This window comes from Aeromonas sp. FDAARGOS 1402, assembly GCF_019046925.1.
GTDB classification, from domain to species: Bacteria; Pseudomonadota; Gammaproteobacteria; order Enterobacterales; family Aeromonadaceae; genus Aeromonas; species Aeromonas caviae.
The window spans coordinates 3,430,689-3,452,111 of record NZ_CP077201.1 but is presented as its reverse complement, the minus strand read 5'-3'; the positions used below and the strand labels follow the sequence as shown (position 1 = coordinate 3,452,111).

Annotated in this window: 17 protein-coding genes; 8 read left to right on the top strand and 9 right to left on the bottom strand. The window is 63.0% G+C overall.

Annotation, left to right across the window (positions count from 1 at the left end; all coding sequences use genetic code 11):
* Positions 1-111: 111 nt before the first annotated feature.
* The 5 genes from sapA (at position 112) to I6L32_RS16275 (ending at position 5,657) form a co-directional block, all read left to right on the top strand.
* The gene (sapA, locus tag I6L32_RS16295; RefSeq protein WP_010674532.1) at positions 112-1,707 is read left to right on the top strand and encodes an ABC transporter substrate-binding protein SapA; all 1,596 of its coding nucleotides are present in this window, start codon (positions 112-114) and stop codon (positions 1,705-1,707) included.
* A 61-nt stretch (positions 1,708-1,768) separates the two neighbouring features.
* Complete coding sequence (locus tag I6L32_RS16290) at positions 1,769-2,728, top strand: ABC transporter permease subunit (protein WP_010674531.1); 960 nt, start codon at positions 1,769-1,771, stop codon at positions 2,726-2,728.
* A gap of 89 nt (positions 2,729-2,817) precedes the next feature.
* Positions 2,818-3,711, top strand: a complete 894-nt coding sequence (locus I6L32_RS16285) for an ABC transporter permease subunit (RefSeq protein WP_010674530.1) — start codon at positions 2,818-2,820, stop codon at positions 3,709-3,711.
* Positions 3,712-3,790: 79 nt separating this feature from the next.
* Complete coding sequence (locus tag I6L32_RS16280) at positions 3,791-4,789, top strand: oligopeptide/dipeptide ABC transporter ATP-binding protein (protein WP_010674529.1); 999 nt, start codon at positions 3,791-3,793, stop codon at positions 4,787-4,789.
* Between the two features lie 82 nt (positions 4,790-4,871).
* Positions 4,872-5,657 carry an ABC transporter ATP-binding protein gene (locus I6L32_RS16275; protein ID WP_010674528.1) on the top strand — a complete coding sequence of 262 codons (786 nt, stop codon included), beginning with the start codon at positions 4,872-4,874 and terminating at the stop codon, positions 5,655-5,657.
* Positions 5,658-5,796: 139 nt separating this feature from the next.
* Here I6L32_RS16275 and miaE read toward each other — a convergent pair whose 3' ends face one another.
* Both miaE and I6L32_RS16265 read right to left on the bottom strand, forming a co-directional pair.
* On the bottom strand, positions 5,797-6,555 hold the full coding sequence (miaE, locus tag I6L32_RS16270; protein ID WP_042016277.1) for a tRNA-(ms[2]io[6]A)-hydroxylase: 759 nt from the start codon (positions 6,553-6,555) through the stop codon (positions 5,797-5,799).
* Between the two features lie 93 nt (positions 6,556-6,648).
* The gene (locus I6L32_RS16265; protein ID WP_216944171.1) at positions 6,649-7,659 is read right to left on the bottom strand and encodes a LacI family DNA-binding transcriptional regulator; all 1,011 of its coding nucleotides are present in this window, start codon (positions 7,657-7,659) and stop codon (positions 6,649-6,651) included.
* A 253-nt stretch (positions 7,660-7,912) separates the two neighbouring features.
* Here I6L32_RS16265 and ascF point away from each other — a divergent pair, with 253 nt between their 5' ends.
* Both ascF and I6L32_RS16255 read left to right on the top strand, forming a co-directional pair.
* Positions 7,913-9,367 (top strand): PTS cellobiose/arbutin/salicin transporter subunit IIBC, encoded by a 1,455-nt coding sequence (gene ascF, locus I6L32_RS16260; RefSeq protein ID WP_216944170.1) that lies wholly within the window; start codon positions 7,913-7,915, stop codon positions 9,365-9,367.
* A 31-nt stretch (positions 9,368-9,398) separates the two neighbouring features.
* On the top strand, positions 9,399-10,829 hold the full coding sequence (locus I6L32_RS16255; RefSeq protein WP_216944169.1) for a 6-phospho-beta-glucosidase: 1,431 nt from the start codon (positions 9,399-9,401) through the stop codon (positions 10,827-10,829).
* Between the two features lie 89 nt (positions 10,830-10,918).
* Here I6L32_RS16255 and purF read toward each other — a convergent pair whose 3' ends face one another.
* The 7 genes from purF to lrp form a co-directional block, all read right to left on the bottom strand.
* The gene (gene purF, locus I6L32_RS16250) at positions 10,919-12,439 is read right to left on the bottom strand and encodes an amidophosphoribosyltransferase (protein WP_010674523.1); all 1,521 of its coding nucleotides are present in this window, start codon (positions 12,437-12,439) and stop codon (positions 10,919-10,921) included.
* 18 nt (positions 12,440-12,457) lie between these two features.
* Positions 12,458-12,949, bottom strand: a complete 492-nt coding sequence (locus tag I6L32_RS16245) for a CvpA family protein (RefSeq protein ID WP_010674522.1) — start codon at positions 12,947-12,949, stop codon at positions 12,458-12,460.
* 175 nt (positions 12,950-13,124) lie between these two features.
* A complete protein-coding gene (gene serS / locus I6L32_RS16240) occupies positions 13,125-14,420 on the bottom strand; it encodes a serine--tRNA ligase (protein WP_039039009.1) in 1,296 nt (431 codons plus the stop codon).
* A 281-nt stretch (positions 14,421-14,701) separates the two neighbouring features.
* The gene (locus tag I6L32_RS16235; protein ID WP_041211365.1) at positions 14,702-16,039 is read right to left on the bottom strand and encodes a replication-associated recombination protein A; all 1,338 of its coding nucleotides are present in this window, start codon (positions 16,037-16,039) and stop codon (positions 14,702-14,704) included.
* Positions 16,040-16,106: 67 nt separating this feature from the next.
* Positions 16,107-16,715 (bottom strand): outer membrane lipoprotein chaperone LolA, encoded by a 609-nt coding sequence (gene lolA / locus I6L32_RS16230; protein WP_216944168.1) that lies wholly within the window; start codon positions 16,713-16,715, stop codon positions 16,107-16,109.
* Positions 16,716-16,792: 77 nt separating this feature from the next.
* On the bottom strand, positions 16,793-19,297 hold the full coding sequence (locus I6L32_RS16225) for a DNA translocase FtsK (protein ID WP_041211364.1): 2,505 nt from the start codon (positions 19,295-19,297) through the stop codon (positions 16,793-16,795).
* A 189-nt stretch (positions 19,298-19,486) separates the two neighbouring features.
* Positions 19,487-19,978 (bottom strand): leucine-responsive transcriptional regulator Lrp, encoded by a 492-nt coding sequence (gene lrp / locus I6L32_RS16220; RefSeq protein WP_005300047.1) that lies wholly within the window; start codon positions 19,976-19,978, stop codon positions 19,487-19,489.
* Between the two features lie 150 nt (positions 19,979-20,128).
* On the opposite strand from lrp, the gene ald reads away from it, so the two are divergent.
* Positions 20,129-21,244, top strand: a complete 1,116-nt coding sequence (ald, locus tag I6L32_RS16215; protein ID WP_010674517.1) for an alanine dehydrogenase — start codon at positions 20,129-20,131, stop codon at positions 21,242-21,244.
* Positions 21,245-21,423 lie beyond the last annotated feature (179 nt).

Genomic DNA, 21,423 nt, shown 5'->3' with positions numbered 1-21,423 from the left:
GGATAACGCGGCGCACGTCACCCCTGACGGGAGCGCCTGCCCGGCCGCCCCCCGCAACGCGCCCGCCCCCTGGCGGGCAACTTTGTCTGAAAACATGGTTCCAACATGAGAATGCTCACCCCCCTGCTGCTTGGTCTCCTGGTCCTGGTCAGCGGCTGTCAGAAACGCGATGAAGCCTCCAAAACCGGGCTCATCTATTGTGCCGAAGGGGCACCCCGAACCTTCAACCCGCAGCTTGCCAATTCGGATGCGACCCTGGATGCCAGTGCCCGCCCCATCTACGATCGCCTGCTCGAGGTCAATGCCAACACCCTCGGCATCGAAGGGGGGCTCGCCACCCGCTGGCAAAGCAGCGAGGACGGCCTTTCCTATACCCTGACCCTGCGCAAGGGAGTGACCTTCCACCGTACCCCCTGGTTCAGCCCGACCCGTCACTTCAATGCCGACGACGTCCTGTTCACCTGGCAGCGTCTGCTGGACGAACACCACCCCTTCCACGCCGTCTCCGGCGGCGAGTACCCCTATTTTTACAGCCTGGGGCTCGGCAACCTCATCAAGCGGGTCTACAAGAAGGGGCCCTATGAGGTGGTGTTCGAGCTGAACCGCCCCGATGCCTCCTTCCTCGCCACCCTGGCCAGCGACTACGCCATCGTGCTCTCCGCCGAGTACGGGGAGCAGATGCTAAAGGCCGGCACCCCGGCGCTGCTGGACAGCCGCCCCATCGGCACCGGCCCCTTCAGTTTCAAGGAGTATCGCCACAACGAGTTCGTGCGCTACCTGCGTCACCCCGGCTACTGGGGCGGCGAGGCCAGAATGGAGCAGCTCATCTACGACATCACCCCCAAATCCTCCAAGCGCCTTGCCAAGCTGCTGACCGGCGAGTGCGACGTGATGAGCACCCCCTCTGCCAGCCAGCTGTCGGTGATAGACAAAGACTCCCACCTGGATCTGTCGGTGCAGTCGGGGATGAACGTCGCCTTCCTCGCCCTCAATACCCGCAAGGCCCCTTTCAACAAGGTGCAGGTGCGCCAGGCCCTCGCCAGCGCCATCAATGTGCAGAATCTGCTGCAGGCGGTCTATTTCGAGACCGGCCAGAGCGCCGCCAGCCTGCTGCCGCCCCTCTCCTGGGGCTACAATCCCTCCCTGCCCCAACGCAAGCCGGATCTCAAGCTCGCTCGCCAGTTGCTCAAGGACGCGGGCTACCCCAACGGCTTCGAGATGCAGGTGCTGGTGCAACCCGGCGCCCGTCCCTACAACCCGGACGGCCTCAAGACGGCGCAACTGATGCGCAGCGATTTCGCCAAGATTGGGGTGAGCCTCAAGATAGTGCAGCAGGCCTGGCCGGTCATCGAGACCCGGCTCGCCCATGGACAATATGACAGCCTGCTCTCGGGCTGGATCGCCGACAACGCGGATCCGGACAACTTCTTCCGCCAGTTGCTGAGCTGCGCCGCCGTCGAGCGGGGCAACAACTACAGCCGCTGGTGCAGCCCGGCGTTTGATCAGCTGCTGGACGATGCGGTGACCACCCCGCAGCTCGCCTTCCGCCTGCGCAACTATTACTATGCCCAGTCCCTGCTCAACGAGCAGTTGCCGCTCATTCCCCTGGCCCATGCCCTGAGAACCCAGGTGAGTCGCAGCGACATTCAGGGGCTGACCCTGATGCCCTTTGGCGGCACCACCTTCAACCAGGCCCATCGGGAGTGACCATGACAGATAACCACTCCATCGTCGGGCCATCGGCGCACCGCCCCCAGGAGGCATAAGCATGTTTTTCTATATCCTGCGCCGCATCACCCTGCTGGTGATCACCCTCCTGGTGCTGACTCTGGGGGCCTACCTCCTGGAGTTTCGCCTCATCACCCAGGTGCTGGATTTCTGGCACGGCTATCCTGACTTCCTCCAGCGCATCGCCGCCGGGGATTTCGGGCTCTCCAGCGTTTCCGGCCAGCCGGTCCTCGACGAGATCCGTCACTACTTCCCGGCGACCCTGACCCTCTGCCTCGCCGCCTTCGCCATCTCGCTGCTGGTGGGCATCCCCCTGGGCACCCTCGCGGCCCTCTATCAGGGGCGCAGCCCGGACCTCTCCATCATGGCCGCCGGCCTCGTCGGCTATGCCATCCCGGTCTTCTGGCTGGGGCTGCTGATGGTGATGTTCTTCTCCCTGGATCTTGGCTGGCTCCCCTCCTCCGGCCAGATCAGCCTGCTCTACGACGTGCCCTCCATCACCGGGATCGCCATCGTCGATGTGCTGATGAGCCAGGAGCCCTGGCGGGAGGCGGCCCTGCACGACGCCCTGCGCCATCTGGTACTGCCTTCCCTGGTGCTGGCCGTGGTGCCCACCACCGAGGTGATCCGCCACGTGCGCAGCTCCCTCATCGACGTGATGAAACAGAACTACATCAAGGCCGCTGCCAGCCGCGGACTTTCCCGCCGCCAGATCGTCTGGCGTCACGGGCTCAAGAACGCCCTGCCCCCCGTGTTGCCGCTGCTGGGGCTGCAACTTGGCAGCGTGCTCACCTCCGCCATGATCACCGAGGTGGTGTTCGACTGGCCCGGCATCGGCCGCTGGCTGGTGAGCAGCATCGCGCTGCAGGACTATGCCGCCATCCGCGGCGCCTTCCTGGTGGTGGCGAGCTTCGTCATCTTCATCAGCGTCAGCACCGATCTGCTGACCACCATCATGTATCCGGCACGGCGTAAAGAACTCTATGCAAGACAAGATTGATTGCGGTCTGTGGATGAACCACGGCGGCCCATGGGCCGCCGGCGCACAGGCGTGCCCATCCCCTTGCGACCAGCACGGGAGCCTGCACCATGCACGATAAATCGAACATCTATCCGGAGCTCAAGATCCTCTCCCCCCTGGAGCAGACCTGGGCCTCCTACCGGCGCAACCCGCTGGCCATGGCGGGGCTCTGGTGCTTCGGTCTGCTGCTGCTGGTGACCCTCATCGGTCCCCTGGTGATCCCCTACGGCATCGACGATCAGCACAGCAACCACCTGCTGCTCGCCCCCTCCTGGGCCAACAGCGGCAACATCGATTACTTCCTGGGAACCGACGATCTGGGGCGCGACATCCTCTCCCGTCTGGTGGCCGGGGCCAGGCTCACCTTCGGCAACGCCCTGCTGGTGGTGCTCATCGCGCTGGTCATCGGCTCGGCCATCGGCATCCTCGGCGGCATGAGCAAGGGGGTGAAGTCGAGCGTGCTCCATCACCTGCTCGATACCCTGCTCTCCATCCCGTCCCTGCTGCTGGCCATCATCGTCGTGGCCATCCTGGGGCCGGGTCTGTTCAACACCCTGATCGCCATCACGCTCGCGTTGATACCGCCCTTCATCCGGGCCACCTACAACGCGGTTCACGCCGAGATGCAGAAGGAGTACATCATCGCCAGCCGCCTCGACGGCTCTCCGCCCCAGCGGATCATGCGCCTGGCCATCTTGCCGAACATCGTCGAGACCCTGGTGACCCAGACCACCCGCACCCTCTCCGCCGCCATCCTGGACATCTCGGCGGTGGGCTTCCTCGGTCTCGGGGCCCAGTCTCCCCAGCCGGAGTGGGGTGCCATGCTGGCCGATTCGAGTGATCTTATCTATCTGGCCCCCTGGACGGTGACCCTGCCCGGGATGGCCATCCTGTTCAGCGTGCTGGTGACCAACCTGGTGGGCGAAGGCATTCGCGAAGCACTCAAAGAGGGGAACGACTGATGTTGCCAGCCTTGTTATCTATCCCCGCCCCCGGACGCCCTGAGCGACCCGGCTGCGCCCTGAACGGGGGACGTTGCTGATGCCCCTGCTCGACATACGCAACCTCACCATCGAAATCGACACCCCCCAGGGCAAGGTCAAGGCGGTGGACAGAGTCAGCCTGACCCTGAACGAGGGGGAGATCCGCGGGCTGGTGGGGGAATCCGGCTCGGGCAAGAGCCTGGTGGCCAAGGTGATCGTCGGCATCCAGAAGGACAACTGGACGGTGCGCGCCGACCGGATGCGCTTCAACGACATGGACCTGCTGACCATGGCGCCCAAGGAACGACGCCGCATCATGGGGCGGGAGATAGCGATGATCTTCCAGGACCCCATCAGCTGCCTCGACCCCTCCGAGGAGATAGGCACCCAGCTGGAAGAGGCCATCCCCACCAGCGCCTTCACCGGCAAGTTCTGGCAGCGTTTCCAGTGGCGCAAGAAGCGGGCCATCGCCCTGCTGCACCGGGTTGGGGTCAAGGATCACCGCAAGGTAATGCGGGCCTATCCCCACGAACTGTCGGACGGCATGTGCCAGAAGGTGATGATCGCCATGGCCATCGCCAACCAGCCGCGCCTGCTGGTGGCGGACGAGCCCACCAGCGCCATGGAGTCCACCACCCACTCCCAGATCCTGCGGTTGCTGGACAAGATGAACAAGCTGGGCAATACCACCATCCTCATCATCAGCAACGACATCGCCGCCATCGCGAACCTGACCGACACCCTCAACATCATGTATTGCGGCCAGATGGTGGAAGTGGGGACCCGGGACCAGATCCTGGAATCCCCTCACCACCCCTATACGGATGCCCTGCTCAAGTCCATCCCCGACTTTGACAAGCTGGTGCGCCACAAGTCCCGGCTCGAGACCCTGCCCGGGGTGATACCGCCGCTGCAACATCTGCCCATCGGCTGCCGCCTCGGCCCACGCTGCCCCTACGCCCAGAAGCAGTGCGTGCAGACGCCGCTGATGAGCAAGGTCAAGGGGCATCAGTTCAGTTGCCACTTCCCGCTCAACATGGAAGAACCGAAGAAATGAACCGGCACCAGACCCTGATCCGGGGCACCTGCCCGCCCCGTCAGCCCCTCTATCCGGCGAGCACACCCAAGGAGACCACGTCGTGACCGAACCTTCCCTGTTGCAGGTCAGGGGCCTGTGCAAGACCTACCAGAACCGCACCGGCCTGTTCAGGCGCCGCGCGGTGGAGGCGATAAAGCCCCTCTCGTTCGATCTCGAGGTGGGCCAGACCCTGGCCATCGTCGGGGAGGCGGGCTCGGGCAAGAGCACCCTTGCCCGCATTCTGGCCGGCATGATTGAACCAAGCGGCGGGGAGATCACCATCGAGGGGCAACCCATGGTCCACGGCGATTACCAGACACGCTGCAAGCTGCTGCGGATGATCTTCCAGGACCCCAACACCTCCCTTAACCGGAAAATCCGGGTCGGCCAGATCCTGGAGACCCCCCTTCGCCTCAACACGGCCCTGAGCGAGGAGGAGCGCCGGGAGAAGGTGATCCAGACCCTGCGCATGGTGGGCATGCTGCCCGACCACGCCCTCTTCTATCCGCAGATGCTCTCCGCCGGCCAGCAGCAGCGAGTGGGGCTGGCACGGGCGCTCATCCTCAATCCCAAGATAGTGGTGGCGGACGAGGCACTCTCGACCCTGGATATTTCGGTACGCTCCCAGATCATCAACCTGCTGCTGGAGATGCAGGAGACCATGGGGCTGAGCTATGTGCTGGTGGCCAACGATCTGGGGATCGTCAGCCACATCAGCGACGAGGTGCTGGTGATGCACGAAGGCCGTGTGGTGGAGCGCGGCAAGACCTTGCGGGTCTTCGCCGACCCCCAGCACGACGTCACCCGCCGCCTCATTCAGAACTACAATAACGAATACCGCCGCTGATCCCGCGGCGCGTTTTCCCTTGCGCCAGACATAAAAAAACCCGGCCTGATGTCTCATCAGTCGCCGGGGGATTGCGCTCAAAAAAGTGATTGCGTCGCTCGTAGTAGGAACAGGGGAATGGTAGGCAGCCCCCGTCACCTCAACAACTGTCAGATCTGACAGGCAGTCCGCTATGGAACCGGAATTGCGGATCCGGCGAACAGATGAGCTCGGCCTCCAGGCGACCGAAGAAGGCCACCCGCTCGCTGATGTCTTCGTCTGCGAACGTCTGTGCCAGGGCCAGGTAGTCCTGATAGTGACGCGCCTCCGAGCGCAGCAGGGAGACATAGAAGCGGCCAAGCTCCTCGTCCAGATGAGGGGCCAGCCTGGCAAAACGCTCGCAGGATCGCGCTTCGATATAGGCACCGATGATCATCTTGTCCACCACGGCCGCCGGCTCGTAGGTGCGCACATGGGTCAGCAGGCTGCGGGCATAGCGGGAGGCGGTGACGGGACCATAGGGGATGCCCCGTGCGGCCATGATCTCCAGCACCTGCTCGAAGTGATGCAGCTCCTCCTGGATGAGGCGCACCATGGGGAACAGCAGGGGATTGCGCTCCAGCTCCGCAAACACGCTCCTGTCTGATTCGCCCATGGTGCGCTTGCCGAGGATCTCCGCCTTCTCCGGCAAGGCATCGAGCTCCCGGTAGAAGGTCAGCTTGGGCAGCAGGTGACGCTTCTCCTTGGGCAGGCAGTAGCGGCGCACCAGGCTGTGGGCGGTGAGTGCCGCCTTGTTCTCGCAGTTGGCGTGATCGATAAGCAGGGTCGGCAACTGGGCGGGATCCCGCGCCATTTCCACCCACTCATCCGGGGTCTCGCAATGCAGGAACTGGCGAACGGGGGCTAACAGGTCATCCATCTGAACTCTCATCTGTTGATACGACACGCGGCGCCTGGCGCCGGGGGGCCTATGCTAACGGATCCCGCCCGGCCTGCCCACCGCCATCATGGCTCAGCCCGTCAGACGCCTGAGGGAGTCGCGGCGGATCAGGGTGCCGCTGAAGGCGGGCAGTGCGTCCCGGCTCCCCTCCTCCACCATGGTGATCAGGCGGTTGATGGTCTCCTGGATCATCCCGTTCACCGGCATCTTGACGCTCGACAGCGCGGGAATGACGTAAGGGGCCAGGGGGATGTCGTCAAACCCCACCACCGAAACCTCGTCAGGCACCATCACACCGGCTTCGTGCAGCCGTTTGATCGCCCCGATCGCCATGTCATCGTTGCTGGCCACCAGGGCGCTGAAGCGAGCGCCTCGCGCCAGCAGGGTCGAGACGGCGGCCGCGCCACAGGCGGGGGTCCATTTGCCGGGGGCGATCAAGGTCTCCTGCACGGGGATGCCGTGCCGGATCAGCGCCTGCCGGTAGCCGGCCAGGCGCTCGGCGCCGGTGGGGGAATCCGCAGAGCCTGCAATGAAGGCGATCTCCCTGTGCCCCATGTCCACCAGCTTGTCCACCACCGCCTCCGCCGCCGCCTGCTGATCCGCATAGATGCAGTGGGCCGGATGGCGGCTCAGACGCCGGTTGAGCACCATGATGGGCTGCTCATGCTGCTCGATGATCTCGTCCATCTCCTCCACCCCAAGAAAGCGCGGATAGATGATGACGCCATCGCAACGGGAATCGAGCAGATACTGGATGGCCTGGCGCTCCTCGTCGGCGCTGTGCTTGCCGTCCGCCAGTATGAGCTGGCGCCCGCGATCCTCGGTCATCCGCGCCACCTGGGAGAGCAGCTCGCCGAAGTAGACGCCGTGGTAGAGGGTGTTGGTAACCACCAGTCCCAGGGTCCGGGTATGCCTGGTCGCCAGCTGCCTCGCCACCAGGTTGGGGCGATAGCCGCACTCCTCGATGGCCTGCTGCACCCGGTCCCGGGTCTCCTGGCTGGTGTAACCATTGCCCGACAACACCCGGGAGACCGTCGCCTTCGACACCCCTGCCCGCCTTGCCACCTCCAGCATCGTCGTCATTGTGTTCTCCCTTGCTCGTAACGGGGCGCAGTGTACTGCACCGCCCCCGGCTTGTCGTCGCACGAATGGCGTGCAGGCCCGGGTTCAGTGATCCCATTCACGGATCCGGACGCTCGCTGCACAAGGTGCTTGTCTCCCGCGCTCAGGCCGCGCACTCTATGTGGAACCGGTTCCACATTCAGTTTCATGCGCGTTCCCGCCCTTCGCGGCGGCGGGGGCGAGCAGGCCCACTTGGTTAAAAGGATCTACCTCGATGTCAAAAAACTATGCGGCTCTGGCCGGTACCGTCATCACCGCACTCGGCGGCGCCGACAACGTCGTCGCCGTGACCCACTGCATGACGCGGCTGCGCTTTGTGCTCGGCGATCCCGCCCGGGTCAATGGCCCTGCCCTCAAGGCGATCACCGGCGTGCTCGGGGTGGTGCAGGCGGACAACCAGTGTCAGGTGATCATCGGCAACACCGTCTCCCACGCCTATCGCGAGGTGCTGGCCCTGCTGCCCCAGGGTGGCGGGCAGACCCCGCTTCCGGAAGTTTCCGCTGGCTGGAGCCTGCGCCGCATAGGCGCCGCCATCCTCGACGCCCTGATCGGCACCATGTCCCCCCTCATCCCGGCCATCATCGGCGGCTCCATGCTCAAGCTGCTGGCCATGGTGCTGGAGATGACCGGCGTGCTGGAGAAAGGCTCCTCGACCCTCACCATCCTCACGGTGGCCGGGGATGGGGCCTTCTTCTTCCTGCCCCTGATGGTGGCCGCCTCCGCCGCCGTCAAGTTCAAGACCAACATGTCCCTGGCCATCGCCATCGCAGGCGTGCTGGTGCACCCCAGCTTCATCGAGCTGATGGCCAGAGCCGCCGAAGGAGAGCAGGTGACCTTCGCCCTGGTCCCGGTGACCGCGGTCAAATACACCTACACCGTCATTCCGGCCCTGGTGATGACCTGGTGCCTCTCCTACATCGAGGGCTGGGTCGACCGCATCACTCCGGCGGTCACCAAGAACTTCCTCAAACCCATGCTGATCGTGCTGATCGCGGCGCCGCTGGCCATCCTCTTCATCGGCCCCGTCGGCATCTGGATTGGCACCGCCATCTCCGGCCTGGTCTACACGGTCCACGACTACCTGGGCTGGCTGTCGGTGGCCATCATGGGGGCGCTCTGGCCCCTGCTGGTGATGACCGGCATGCACCGCGTCTTCACCCCGACCATCATCCAGACCATCGCCGAGACCGGCAAGGAAGGCATGGTGATGCCCTCCGAAATCGGCGCCAATCTCTCTCTTGGCGGCTCGTCCCTGGCGGTGGCCTGGCGCACCCGTAACCCGGAACTGCGCCAGACGGCGCTCGCGGCGGCTGCCTCCGCCATCATGGCGGGGATCTCCGAACCCGCACTCTACGGTGTGGCCCTGCGCCTCAAGCGTCCGCTCATCGCGAGCCTCATCAGCGGCTTTGTCTGCGGTGCCGTCGCCGGCATGGCGGGGCTCGCCAGCCACTCCATGGCCGCCCCCGGGCTCTTTACAAGCGTGCAGTTCTTCGATCCGGCCAACCCCATGACCATCGCCTGGGTGTTCGGCGTGATGGCCCTCTCGGTGGTGCTCTCCTTCGTGCTGACCCTGGTGATGGGGTTCGAGGACATCCCGGTCGAGAGCCCCGCCCCCCGCGCCGAGCCCGTGCAACCCGTCGCCACCAGCCAGGCGCAGGCCGGGCTGTGACACCCCATTCAGACATGACAAGAGGTAACAGATGTCGTTAACAAGATTTCCCGAGGGCTTTCTCTGGGGCGGTGCCCTGGCCGCCAATCAGGCGGAGGGCGGCTATCTCGAGGGGGGCAAGGGGCTGACCACGGTAGACATGATCCCCCATGGCCCGCGCCGCATGGCGGTCAAACTCGGCCAGGAGAAGCGCATCACCCTGCAAGATGACGAGTTCTACCCAAGCCACGGAGCCATCGATTTCTATCACCGCTATCGGGAGGACATCGCCCTGATGGCCGAGATGGGCTTCACCGTGTTTCGCACCTCCATCGCCTGGGCCCGTCTCTACCCCAGGGGGGACGAGCGCGAGCCCAATGCCGAGGGCATCGCCTTCTACCGCGCGGTGTTCGAGGAGTGCAGAAAGTACAACATCGAGCCCTTGGTGACCCTGTGCCACTTCGATGTGCCCATGCACCTGGTGACCGAGTACGGCTCCTGGCGCAACCGCCAGATGGTGGAGTTTTTCACCCGCTACGCCCGCACCTGCTTCGAGCAGTTCGACGGCCTGGTGAAGTACTGGCTCACCTTCAACGAGATCAACATCCTGCTGCACAGCCCCTTCTCCGGGGCGGGGCTGGTGTTCGAGGAAGGGGAGCACCAGGATCAGGTGAAGTATCAGGCCGCCCACCACGAGCTGGTGGCCAGCGCCCTGGCGACCCGGATCGCCCACGAGGTGAACCCGGCCAACCAGGTGGGCTGCATGCTGGCGGGGGGCAACTTCTACCCCTACTCCTGCAAGCCCGCCGACGTCTGGACCGCCCTCCAGAAAGATCGGGAGAACCTCCTCTTCATCGACGTGCAGGCCAGGGGCGCCTATCCGGCCTATGCGCAGAGGGTGTTTCGTGACAAGGGGGTCACCCTGGTGAAGGGGCCGGAAGATGACGAGATCCTCAGGCACACCGTGGATTTCGTCTCCTTCAGCTACTACGCCTCCCGCTGCGCCGCCGCCGACATGAATGCGGGCAACACCAGCGAGGCCAACGTGGTCAAGTCCCTGCGCAATCCCCACATCGAGGTGAGCGAGTGGGGCTGGGGCATCGACCCCCTGGGCCTTCGCATCACCCTCAACACCTTGCACGATCGCTACCAGAAGCCCCTCTTCCTGGTGGAAAACGGCCTGGGTGCGGTGGACGAAGTGAACGAGCAAGGGGAGATAGAGGACGACTACCGCATCGCCTACCTGCGCGCCCACATCGAGGCCATGGGGGACGCCATCGAGGACGGCGTGCCCCTGATGGGGTACACCAGCTGGGGCTGCATCGATCTCGTCTCCGCCTCCACCGGCGAGATGAGCAAGCGCTATGGCTTCGTCCACGTGGACAGGGACGACGCCGGCCATGGCACCCTGGCCCGCCGGCGCAAGAAGTCGTTCTGGTGGTACAAGAAGATGATCGCGAGCAACGGGGAGGATCTGGCCTGAGCCCCCCTCAGTTTCGCCGCAAGGCGCATCCATGCAACAGGGGGGCCGAGGCCCCCCTGTTGTTCATCACGCTGGCAATCTGAAAACGTTTAACTGCCTTCGTTGAAGATCTCGAGGTTGCTGGTCCCTTCCTGCCACTCGCGCACCGCCTTGTTGTCGTCGCTGCGCAGGGCATTGAGGTGGTCCAGATAACCCTGATCCACGTCGGAGGTCACATAGTGACCGTTGAAGACCGAGGTCTCGAAGTGGCGCAGCTCGGGGTTGATCTCCCGCACCGCCTCTTCCAGATCTTCCAGATCCTGGAAGATGAGGCCGTCAGCACCGATAAGCTTGCACACCTCTTCCACTTCACGGCCATGGGCAATGAGCTCGTTGGCGGTGGGCATATCGATGCCGTAGACGTTGGGGAAGCGAATTTCCGGCGCGGCCGAGGCGAAGTAGACCTTGGCGGCCCCCGCTTCACGGGCCATCTGGATGATCTGCTCGGAGGTGGTGCCCCGCACGATGGAGTCGTCCACCAGCAACACCTTCTTGCCCTTGAATTCGGAGCTGATGGCGTTGAGCTTGCGGCGCACCGACTTCTTGCGCTGGGTCTGGCCCGGCATGATGAAGGTACGGCCGATGTAGCGGTTCTTCACGAAGCCCTGACGGTACGGAAGGCCCAGGGTGTGGGCGATTTCCAGCGCCACGTCGCAGGAGGTCTCGGGGATGGGGATGACCACGTCCACGTCGAGATCGTCCCACTCCCGTGCGATCTTCTGGCCCAGCTTGCGACCCATGTTGAGGCGGGCGGCATAGACGGAGACCTTGTCGATGAAGGAGTCGGGACGGGCGAAGTAGACGTATTCGAAGATGCAGGGGTTCATCTGCGGGTTCTCCGCACACTGCTCGGAGAAGAGCTGGCCCTGCTCGGTGATGTAGATGGCCTCGCCCGGGGCGACGTCACGCACCGTCTCGAAGCCGATGGCGTCGAGGGCCACGCTCTCGGAGGCGAGCATGTACTCCACCTGCCCCTGCTCGTCGACCCGGCGACCCAGGATCAGCGGGCGAATGCCGTTCGGGTCACGGAACCCGATGAGGCCGTGGCCGATCACCAGAGAGACCACGGCATAGGCGCCGCGGATCTGCTGGTGCACCTTGCGCACCGCCGAGAAGATATCTTCCGGGCGCAGCGCCATCTTGTCGCACAAGTCCAGCTCGTGGGCCAGCACGTTCAACAGCACTTCGGAGTCCGAGGTGGTGTTGATGTGGCGGCGGGCCACCTTGAACTGCTGCTCCTTGAGCTCCTTGGCGTTGGTGAGGTTGCCGTTGTGGGCCAGCACCATGCCGTAGGGGGAGTTCACGTAAAACGGCTGCGCCTCTGCCGCACTGGAGCTGCCTGCGGTGGGATAACGGACGTGTCCGATGCCGATATTCCCTTTCAGGCGCTGCATGTGGCGCACTTCAAACACATCCTTCACCAGACCGTTGGCCTTGCGTTGCCGGAAGTTTCCACTGTCAATGGTCACGATCCCGGCGGCATCCTGTCCCCTGTGCTGCAACACCGTCAAGGCGTCGTAGAGGGCCTGATTGACGGGGGTGGTGCCAACTATACCGACAATACCGCACATGTCTTTGCTACCTCGAAGTCACTGTACCTGTTGAAGAAAACTGGACGAGTTCATCATGAACCCGAAAAACCACTGGATCACCGGCTTGAACTCCGGCACCAGCCTGGACGCCACCCACCAGTCGCTCTGGGAGAGGCTGGTGAAGGTATCCATGAAAAACAGCAGGGCGCTGACGATCAGCACCCCGCGAATGGCGCCAAAACAGACCCCGAGCACCCTGTCTGTGCCGGAAAGCCCGGTCTTTTCCACCAGCAGGCCCACCACGTAGTTCACCACGCTCCCCAGGATCAGGGTCGCCACGAACAGGGCGGCGATGGCCAGACCGTTGCGCACCATGGCATCGGAAAAAGAGGTGAAATAGACGGCGAGATCGGGATAGAAATGGCTGGCAATGAAAAAGGCGACGAACCAGGTGACCAGAGACATGGCCTCCTTGAGAAAGCCGCGCACCAGGCTGATGAGGGCGGAGAAACCGACGATGCCGATGATGGCGTAATCAATCCAGACCATAGAAAAAGATGTCCTGCGAAATTGCGGCGCAGTCTAACAAAAACGATTGCGCAATGCTTGATAAAATTGTGTTACAGGCCCGAAGGGAGCCATCCCTTCCCCTTGCGGCGGGTTTCCCGGGCCCAGAATGCACAACGCCATGGCATGCCATGGCGTTGTCGTCTGCAACGAGCGCTTACCCGATGTGGGTCAGGCCGCCCATGTAGGATTGCAGCGCAGCCGGGATGGCGATGCGGCCATCTGCCTGCTGGTAGTTCTCGAGCACGGCCACCAGGGTACGACCCACCGCCAGACCGGAACCATTCAGGGTGTGAATGAGCTGCGGCTTGCCGTCGATGCGCACGCGAGCCTGCATGCGGCGCGCCTGGAAGTCGGTGCAGTTGGAGACGGAGGAGATCTCGCGATAGGTGTTCTGGGCCGGCAGCCACACTTCCAGATCGTAGGTCTTGGCGGCGCAGAAGCCCATGTCACCGGTGGAAAGCGCCATCACGCGATACGGCAGCTCCAGCAGTTGCAGCACCTTTTCGGCGTGACCCACCATCTCTTCCAGGGCATCCCAGGATTTTTCCGGGTGCACCAGTTGCACCATCTCGACCTTGTCGAACTGGTGCATACGGATGAGGCCACGGGTATCACGACCGTAGGAGCCCGCTTCGGAGCGGAAGCAGGGGCTGTGGGCGGTCATCTTGATGGGCAGCTCCTGCTCGTCGAAGATCTCGTCACGGGCCATGTTGGTGAGCGGCACTTCGGAGGTCGGGATGAGGGAGAACTTGCGCACCTTGCCTTCGTCTTCCCCTTCCCCTTCGATGCCGGTATTGAAGAGATCCTGGGAGAACTTGGGCAGCTGACCGGTGCCGTACAGGCTGTCCGGGTTGACCAGATAGGGCACGTAGCACTCGGTGTAGCCGTGCTGCAGGGTGTGCAGGTCCAGCATGAACTGGGCCAGGGCGCGGTGCAGACGGGCAATCTGGCCCTTCATCACCACGAAACGGGCGCCGGAGAGCTTGACGCCGTTCTTGAAGTCGACCCCCTTGGCCGCCTCACCCAGATCGATGTGATCGCGTACCGGGAAATCGAACTCACGCGGGGTACCCCAGCGGCGGACCTCCACGTTGTCGTTCTCGTCACGGCCCACCGGGGTGGTCTCGCTCGGCAGGTTGGGGATGGCGTCGGCGATCCCCTTGAGCTGGGCCAGCAGGGCCTCCAGCTCGACCTTGCTGGTCTCGAGCTCGTCGTTGATCTTGGTCACCTCGGCCTTGAGGGGGGCAACATCTTCACCACGACGGGCAGCCTCACCGATGGACTTGGAGCGGGCGTTGCGCTCGGCCTGCAGCTCCTGGGTGCGGGACTGCAGATCCTTGCGTTTCTCTTCCAGAACATTGACCGCCGCTACGTCCAGAACGTAGCCACGTGTCGCCAGACGAGCGGCAGCTTCGGTGATGTCGCTGCGCAGATATTTGGGATCCAGCATGGTTTACCTACTTTTTTTAATGGGATCTGGGCCCGGGTCATCGTGACCGGGTTGGGAAACAGATCCGGAAGTTAACATCGGTTGGCGCACCCCTTTGCCTTCGGAATCGGGCCTTCGAAATCAAGAAGATGGTGCAAGGCCAAGACAACCGGGGTCAGACGGGCAGTGTAGCAGACCGCCCCCCCGCCCGAACAGGGACTATTGCGCCCGTTTTTGCCGGAAACCCCCTCCCCTGATGCCCTTGCCGTGCGCTTTCCCGGCAAGGGGCCTGAAGGACTTTCCTATCGCTTGCGCGGACTCTGCTTGTCCAGCTCGTGCAGATAGTCGAGCTTCTGGGCTATCTGCTTCTCAAGCCCCCGCTCGGTGGGCTGATAGTACTGCTTGCCGGCAAGCTCCGGGGGGAAGTACTGCTCGCCGGCGGCATAGGCCCCCGGCTCGTCGTGGGCGTAGCGATACTCGGCGCCGTAGCCCAGCTCGCTCATCAGCTTGGTCGGTGCATTGCGAAGGTGCGGCGGCACCTCGAAGTCCGGCAGGTTCTTGGCGTCGTGAAGCGCCGCCTTCCAGGCGGTGTAGACCGCATTGCTCTTGGGGGCGCAGGCGAGGTAGACGATGGCCTGGGCGATGGCCCGCTCCCCTTCCGCCGGACCGATGCGATGGAAGCAGTCCCAGGCCGAGAGCGCCACCTGCATGGCACGGGGATCGGCGTTGCCCACGTCTTCCGAGGCAATCGCCAGCAAGCGGCGGGCGATGTAGAGGGGATCGCAGCCAGCGCTCACCATGCGGGCATACCAGTAGAGGGCCGCATCCGGCGCCGAGCCGCGAATGGACTTGTGCACCGCCGAGATGAGGTCGTAGAAGTGATCGCCGCCCTTGTCGAAACGGGCCACGTGCTCCCCCACCACGGCGGCGAGCAGGGTACTGTCGATCACCCGCGCCCCTGAGCTGTCGGCCTCGGCCATGTCGGCCAGGAGCTCCAGATAGTTCAGAGACTTGCGCCCGTCCCCGTCCACGGCTTTCGCCAGCGCCTCCTTGGCCCCGGGGGCAAAGCGCAGGCTAGGGTCATTGAGACCGCGCGGGTCCTGCATCGCCTGATCGATCATGGCGAGGATGTCCTGCTCCTCCAGCCTCTTGAGCAGATAGACCCGGGCCCGGGAGAGCAGCGCGTTGTTGAGCTCGAACGAGGGGTTCTCGGTGGTGGCGCCGATGAAGGTGATGGTGCCGTCTTCGATGTGGGGCAGGAAGACATCCTGCTGGCTCTTGTTGAAGCGGTGGACTTCATCCACGAACAGGATCGTACGCACCCCGCGCCAGCCGTTCTCCTTCGCCTTGTCGAGGGCCGCGCGGATCTCCTTGATGCCGGAGGTGACCGCCGAGAGCCGCTCCACCTCCGCCTGGCAGTAGTGGGCAACCAGTTCTGCCAGCGTGGTCTTGCCGGTGCCGGGGGGCCCCCAGAGGATCATGGAGTGGCAGTGCCCCGCCAGGATCGCTTTTCGCAGGGGCTTGTCCGGCCCCAGAATATGCTGCTGGCCGATGTACTGCTCGAGGGTTTGCGGCCGCATCCGGGCCGCCAGCGGACGAAAGTCCGAGGAGAAATCCAGGGATAAATTGCTCATCTGCATTGACCTTGCAGCTGACCGGTCGTCCATGACGCCCGGTCAGACGATAACGCCGGTAACGGCTGGCTCATCAGCGCTGGTCGTCCAGCTCGACCCCCTTCGGGATCTTGAAGACAAATTCGTTGCCCTTGAGCAGCGGCTTGCGGTTGAAGCTGCTGAGGGTGAATTCGCTCCACTGCCCCTGTGCCTCTTTCACGTCGAACCGGCTGATGTTGTTCTGACGGTCGAAGGTGATGCGAAAGGAGGCGATCAGCTCGTCCTTGTTGCGACTGGTGACTGTGTAGACGTCCCCTTGCTGGGTCACGTCATAGTTCTTCCAGAGCCCGACATCGTTGCCGGCGATGAGCACGAAGGGGGTGTTGAGCACCGCATCCTTCATCTTGAGGGCGGTGACCTGCTCGACGAAGGGGTCATAGACCCAGACATCCTTGCCGTCCGCCACGATCAGGCTCTCGTCCGGGGCAGTGGTGTGCCAGTTGAAGCGGTTGGGTCGCTGCACCAGCAGTGAGCCGCTCGCCTTTTGCAGCTCCTTGCCCTTGCTGTCATAGACTGTCTGGGCAAACGTCGCGGAGAAGACATTGACGGAGGAGAGCTTCTCCTTGAGATCGCTGGCCGCATCGGCCCACACCTGGCTGCTGGCGACCAGCAGAATGGAACCCATCAACAGTTGTTTTTTCATCAGGCTCTTCATAGGGAGGTTCTCGATAAAAGGCCACGCCCGCAGAGGGCATGGCCAGAATGATACAGGAGTTAGGCTTAGTCACGGACCGGCGGCGGTGCCAGCACGTCGCGCTGGCCGTTGCCACCCGGGGCGCTGACGATGCCCTGGTTTTCCATCTGCTCGATGAGACGGGCCGCCCGGTTGTAACCGATCTTGAACTTGCGCTGGACGCTGGAGGTGGAGCCACGGCGGGATTCCACCACGAAGGCCACCGCCTCGTCGAACAGGGGATCGAGCTCTTCATCGCCGCCCCCGCCGAAGTCGCCACCGCCGCCCTCGCCGTCCGACTCACCGGAGAGGATCTCGTCGATGTAATCCGGCTCACCACGCAGTTTCCAGTCCGCCACCACCTTGTGTACCTCGTGGTCATCGACGAAGGCACCGTGGACACGGGTGGGGTTGGAGGTGCCGGCAGGCATGTAGAGCATGTCACCCATGCCGAGCAGGGATTCGGCGCCCCCCTGGTCCAGGATGGTGCGGGAATCGATCTTGCTCGACACCTGGAAGGAAATACGGGTCGGGATGTTGGCCTTGATGAGACCGGTAATGACATCCACCGACGGACGCTGGGTCGCGAGGATAAGGTGAATACCAGCCGCCCGCGCCTTCTGGGCGATACGGGCGATAAGCTCCTCCACCTTCTTGCCGACGATCATCATCATGTCGGCGAACTCGTCCACCACCACCACGATGTGGGGCAGTTTTTCCAGCTCCGGCGGCATCTGATCCATGGAGTCGCCCGGACGCCACAGGGGGTCGACCAGGGGATCCCCCGCCTCGATGGCGGCCAGCACCTTGTCGTTGTACCCCTTGAGGTTGCGCACCCCGACCGCGGACATCAGCTTGTAGCGACGCTCCATCTCGCCTACGCACCAGCGCAGGGCGTTGGCGGCATCCTTCATGTCGGTGACCACCTCGGTCAGCAGATGCGGAATCCCTTCGTAGACCGAGAGCTCCAGCATCTTGGGGTCGATCATGATGAAGCGCAGATCCTCGGGGGAGGATTTGTAGAGCATGGAGATGATCATGGTGTTCACCCCCACCGACTTGCCCGAGCCCGTGGTACCGGCCACCAGCAGGTGGGGCATCTTGGCGAGGTTCACTACCACGGGTTCCCCCGCGATGTCCTGACCCAGCCCCATGGTGAGCGGATTGCGGCTGGCCGCGAACGCCTCGCAGTCGAGGGTTTCCCGCAGGTAGACGGTCTGGCGTACCCGGTTGGGCAGCTCGATCCCGACGAACGTCTTGCCCGGGATCACTTCCACCACCCGCACGCTGCTGGCAGAGAGAGAACGGGCGAGATCCCGGGAAAGATTGGTGATCTTGCTCGCCTTCATGCCCGGCGCCAGGTCCAGCTCGAAGCGGGTAATGACGGGACCGGGATAGACGCCCACCACCTTGGCCTGCACGTTGTAATCGGCGAGCTTCGCCTCCACCAGCCGGCCCATGCGCTCCAGCTCGTCCTTGCTCATCATCTGGGTCTTGGCGGGCGGTCTGTCCAGCAGATCGATGCTCGGCAAAGGGGCCAGACCGGGCTGGGGACGGCGCTTGGCTTTTACCGGCGCAGCGGCAACGGGAGCATCGGGTTCGTCATCCCCCTCCGCCCAGGGCAAGTCGAGGTCATCTTCTTCCTGGCGCACGGCGGGACGCGGACGGCCATTGGCCACACGCTTGCCCTTGGCGGCAGGCGCCGGAGCCTCGTCCTCTTCGTCGTCAAACTGCGGATCAAACTGGAAGGTGTCTTCGTCAAGCTCCGGCAGCCATTCGTCAGCTTTTGTCTTTTGAGCGCGATTCTTCGCCTTGGGGTTGCGTGTCCAGCTGCCGTGGGGGTCTTCGTCATCCTCTTCCTGATCGAAACTGCCCACGCCCCCTTCCAGCAGGGGATCCGGCCCCTCATAGCGGGGCTGACGCCAGCCACCGGTGAGCCAGCGGCCCAGGGTGGTGGGGAAATGGTAGATGGCGCTGACTGAGCCGGTGCAGGCGGCACCGATGCGCTCGACAATGGTGAGCCAGGACCAGCCGGTAAAGAGGGTGATGCCGGTCGCCACGAAGCAGAGCAGCATCAGGTTGGCCCCCACGCCGCCAAAGAGCGGCACCACGGCTGAGGCGATCACATCCCCCACCAGGCCGCCGGCGGAAAAGTTCTGCAAGTCGTTGAAGTTCATACTGGCGATGGCGGACATGCCGAGCACCGTCAGCACGAAGCCGATGATCCGTACCGACAGGGTGAGGTAATCCACTTCCAGCAGCTTGCTCGGGCGCCAGAACAGGCTCCAGCCAAGCAGCACTACCAGAGGGGGCACCAGATAGGAGAAGGCCCCAAAGGTAAACATGGTGATGTCGGCGAGCCAGGCACCGGCGCTGCCCGCGAGGTTTTTCACCTCCCCTTGCCAGGAGGTTTGCGACCAGCCGGGATCGGCGGGATGGTAGGTCAGCAGGGCAAGCAAAAGATAGGCAGCCATCAGGGTGATGGCGATCAAGACGGCCTCGAAGATCCGTTGTGTACCTGATAAAGGAGTAAACAGCTTTTTATCGGCCAAACTCCGGCTCCTTTGTGAAAACATGAATGCGGGGATAGGGGGCCTAGTATCCCTGAAAAGCCCACCGATTGTCAGCCAGTGCCTGAGGGCGGGCCTGAAACTCTCTATAAGAAGAAACGAGCGGACCGGCCGCTCGTTTCTGACTATCGTGACTCGTCATGGAACTTGCAAGTCACAGCACAACCCCGCTTATCGGGTGCTGATCACCAGACGACTGCTCTGTTTGACCTCTTCCATCACCACGTAGGTGCGGGTGTCGTTGACGCCCGGCAGACGCAGCAGGGTTTCACCCAGCAGGCGGCGGTAAGCGGACATGTCGCTGACGCGGGTCTTGAGCAGATAGTCGAAATCACCGGACACCAGATGGCACTCCTGGATCTCTTCGAGCACCTGAACAGCCTTGTTGAACTGCTCGAACACATCGGGGGCGCCACGATTGAGGGTAATTTCCACGAACACCAGCAGAGACGCGTCCAGATAATGAGGGTTCAGAATGGCGGCATATCCTTCGATATACCCTTGTCGCTCCAGGCGACGAACCCGTTCCAGACACGGTGTGGGACTCAGGCCAACTCGTTTGGACAACTCAACGTTCGAAATCCTGCCATCCTTTTGCAGTTCATTCAGAATGTTGCGGTCAATCCTGTCCAAATCCTTTAGCCGACTCTTAGCTTCCATCATTTAATTCCATCCTTTGGCTATTTTTTGGTAAGAATCACCAGTCATTTTATAATAATGGTCACAAATCCTGTCAATACCTGAATATACTAGGCGCAAATGTCGCTTAACATCTAGGCAACATAAACCACCAATCGATAGACGAGGGATAGCATGATTATCGGTGTACCTAAGGAAATAAAAAACCATGAATATCGCGTAGGCATGGTTCCGGCCAGTGTACGTGAACTGACAGCACGAAACCATACTGTTTTCGTCCAAAGCGGCGCAGGAAATGGCATTGGGTTCAGTGACGCAGATTATCTGGCTGCCGGAGCCGAGATCCTGGCCTCCGCTGCCGAAGTTTTCGCCAAGGCGGAGATGATCGTCAAGGTCAAGGAACCCCAGGCAGTGGAACGGGCCATGCTGCGTCCCGGCCAGACCCTCTTTACCTATCTGCATCTGGCGCCGGACCTGGCCCAGACCCAGGATCTCATCGACAGTGGTGCCGTCTGCATCGCCTATGAAACCGTCACAGACGGTCGTGGCGGTCTGCCCCTGCTGGCCCCCATGTCGGAAGTGGCCGGACGCATGTCTATTCAGGCCGGTGCCCAGGCACTGGAGAAATCCCGTGGCGGCAGCGGCGTGCTGCTCGGTGGTGTGCCCGGTGTAGAACCGGCCAAGGTGGTGATCATCGGTGGTGGTGTGGTGGGCTCCAACGCAGCCCGCATGGCCGTCGGCCTGCGTGCCGACGTCACCATCCTCGACAACAACGTCGATACCCTGCGCCGTCTCGACAGCGAGTTCCAGGGGGCTGCCAAGGTGGTCTACTCCAACCGCGAGACCCTGGAGCGCCATCTGCTGGCGGCGGACCTGGTCATCGGCGGCGTGCTGGTGCCTGGCGCCACTGCGCCAAAACTTGTCAGCCGTGACCACATTGCTCGCATGAAACCCGGTGCGGCCATCGTGGACGTGGCCATCGACCAGGGCGGCTGTGTCGAGACCTCCCATGCCACCACCCATGAAGATCCCACCTTCATCGTCGACGAGGTGGTGCACTACTGCGTGGCCAACATGCCGGGGGCCGTGGCACGGACCTCCACCGTGGCCCTGAACAACGCCACCCTCCCCTTCATCATCAAGCTGGCCGAACAGGGCTATCGCAACGCTCTGCTCGCCGATCCCCACCTGTTGCACGGCCTGAACGTGATGGCGGGCAAAATCACCTGCAAGGAGGTTGCCGTGGCCCACAACCTGGCTTACACGGATCCCCTGACCCTGCTGAACTGATCGCGTCCCTGCAAAGGGAGGTAGATGAGTGAAAATCCGCCCGCGATGGGCGGTTTTTTTATGCCTGCCATCCCCGGCTCACCCCTCTTGTTGGCGATTGCCCCAATCGATGCGCTGGCCTTTGACCACGGATCACGAATTACCTACAATCGCGCAAACTCATCACGTCTCGGAAATCA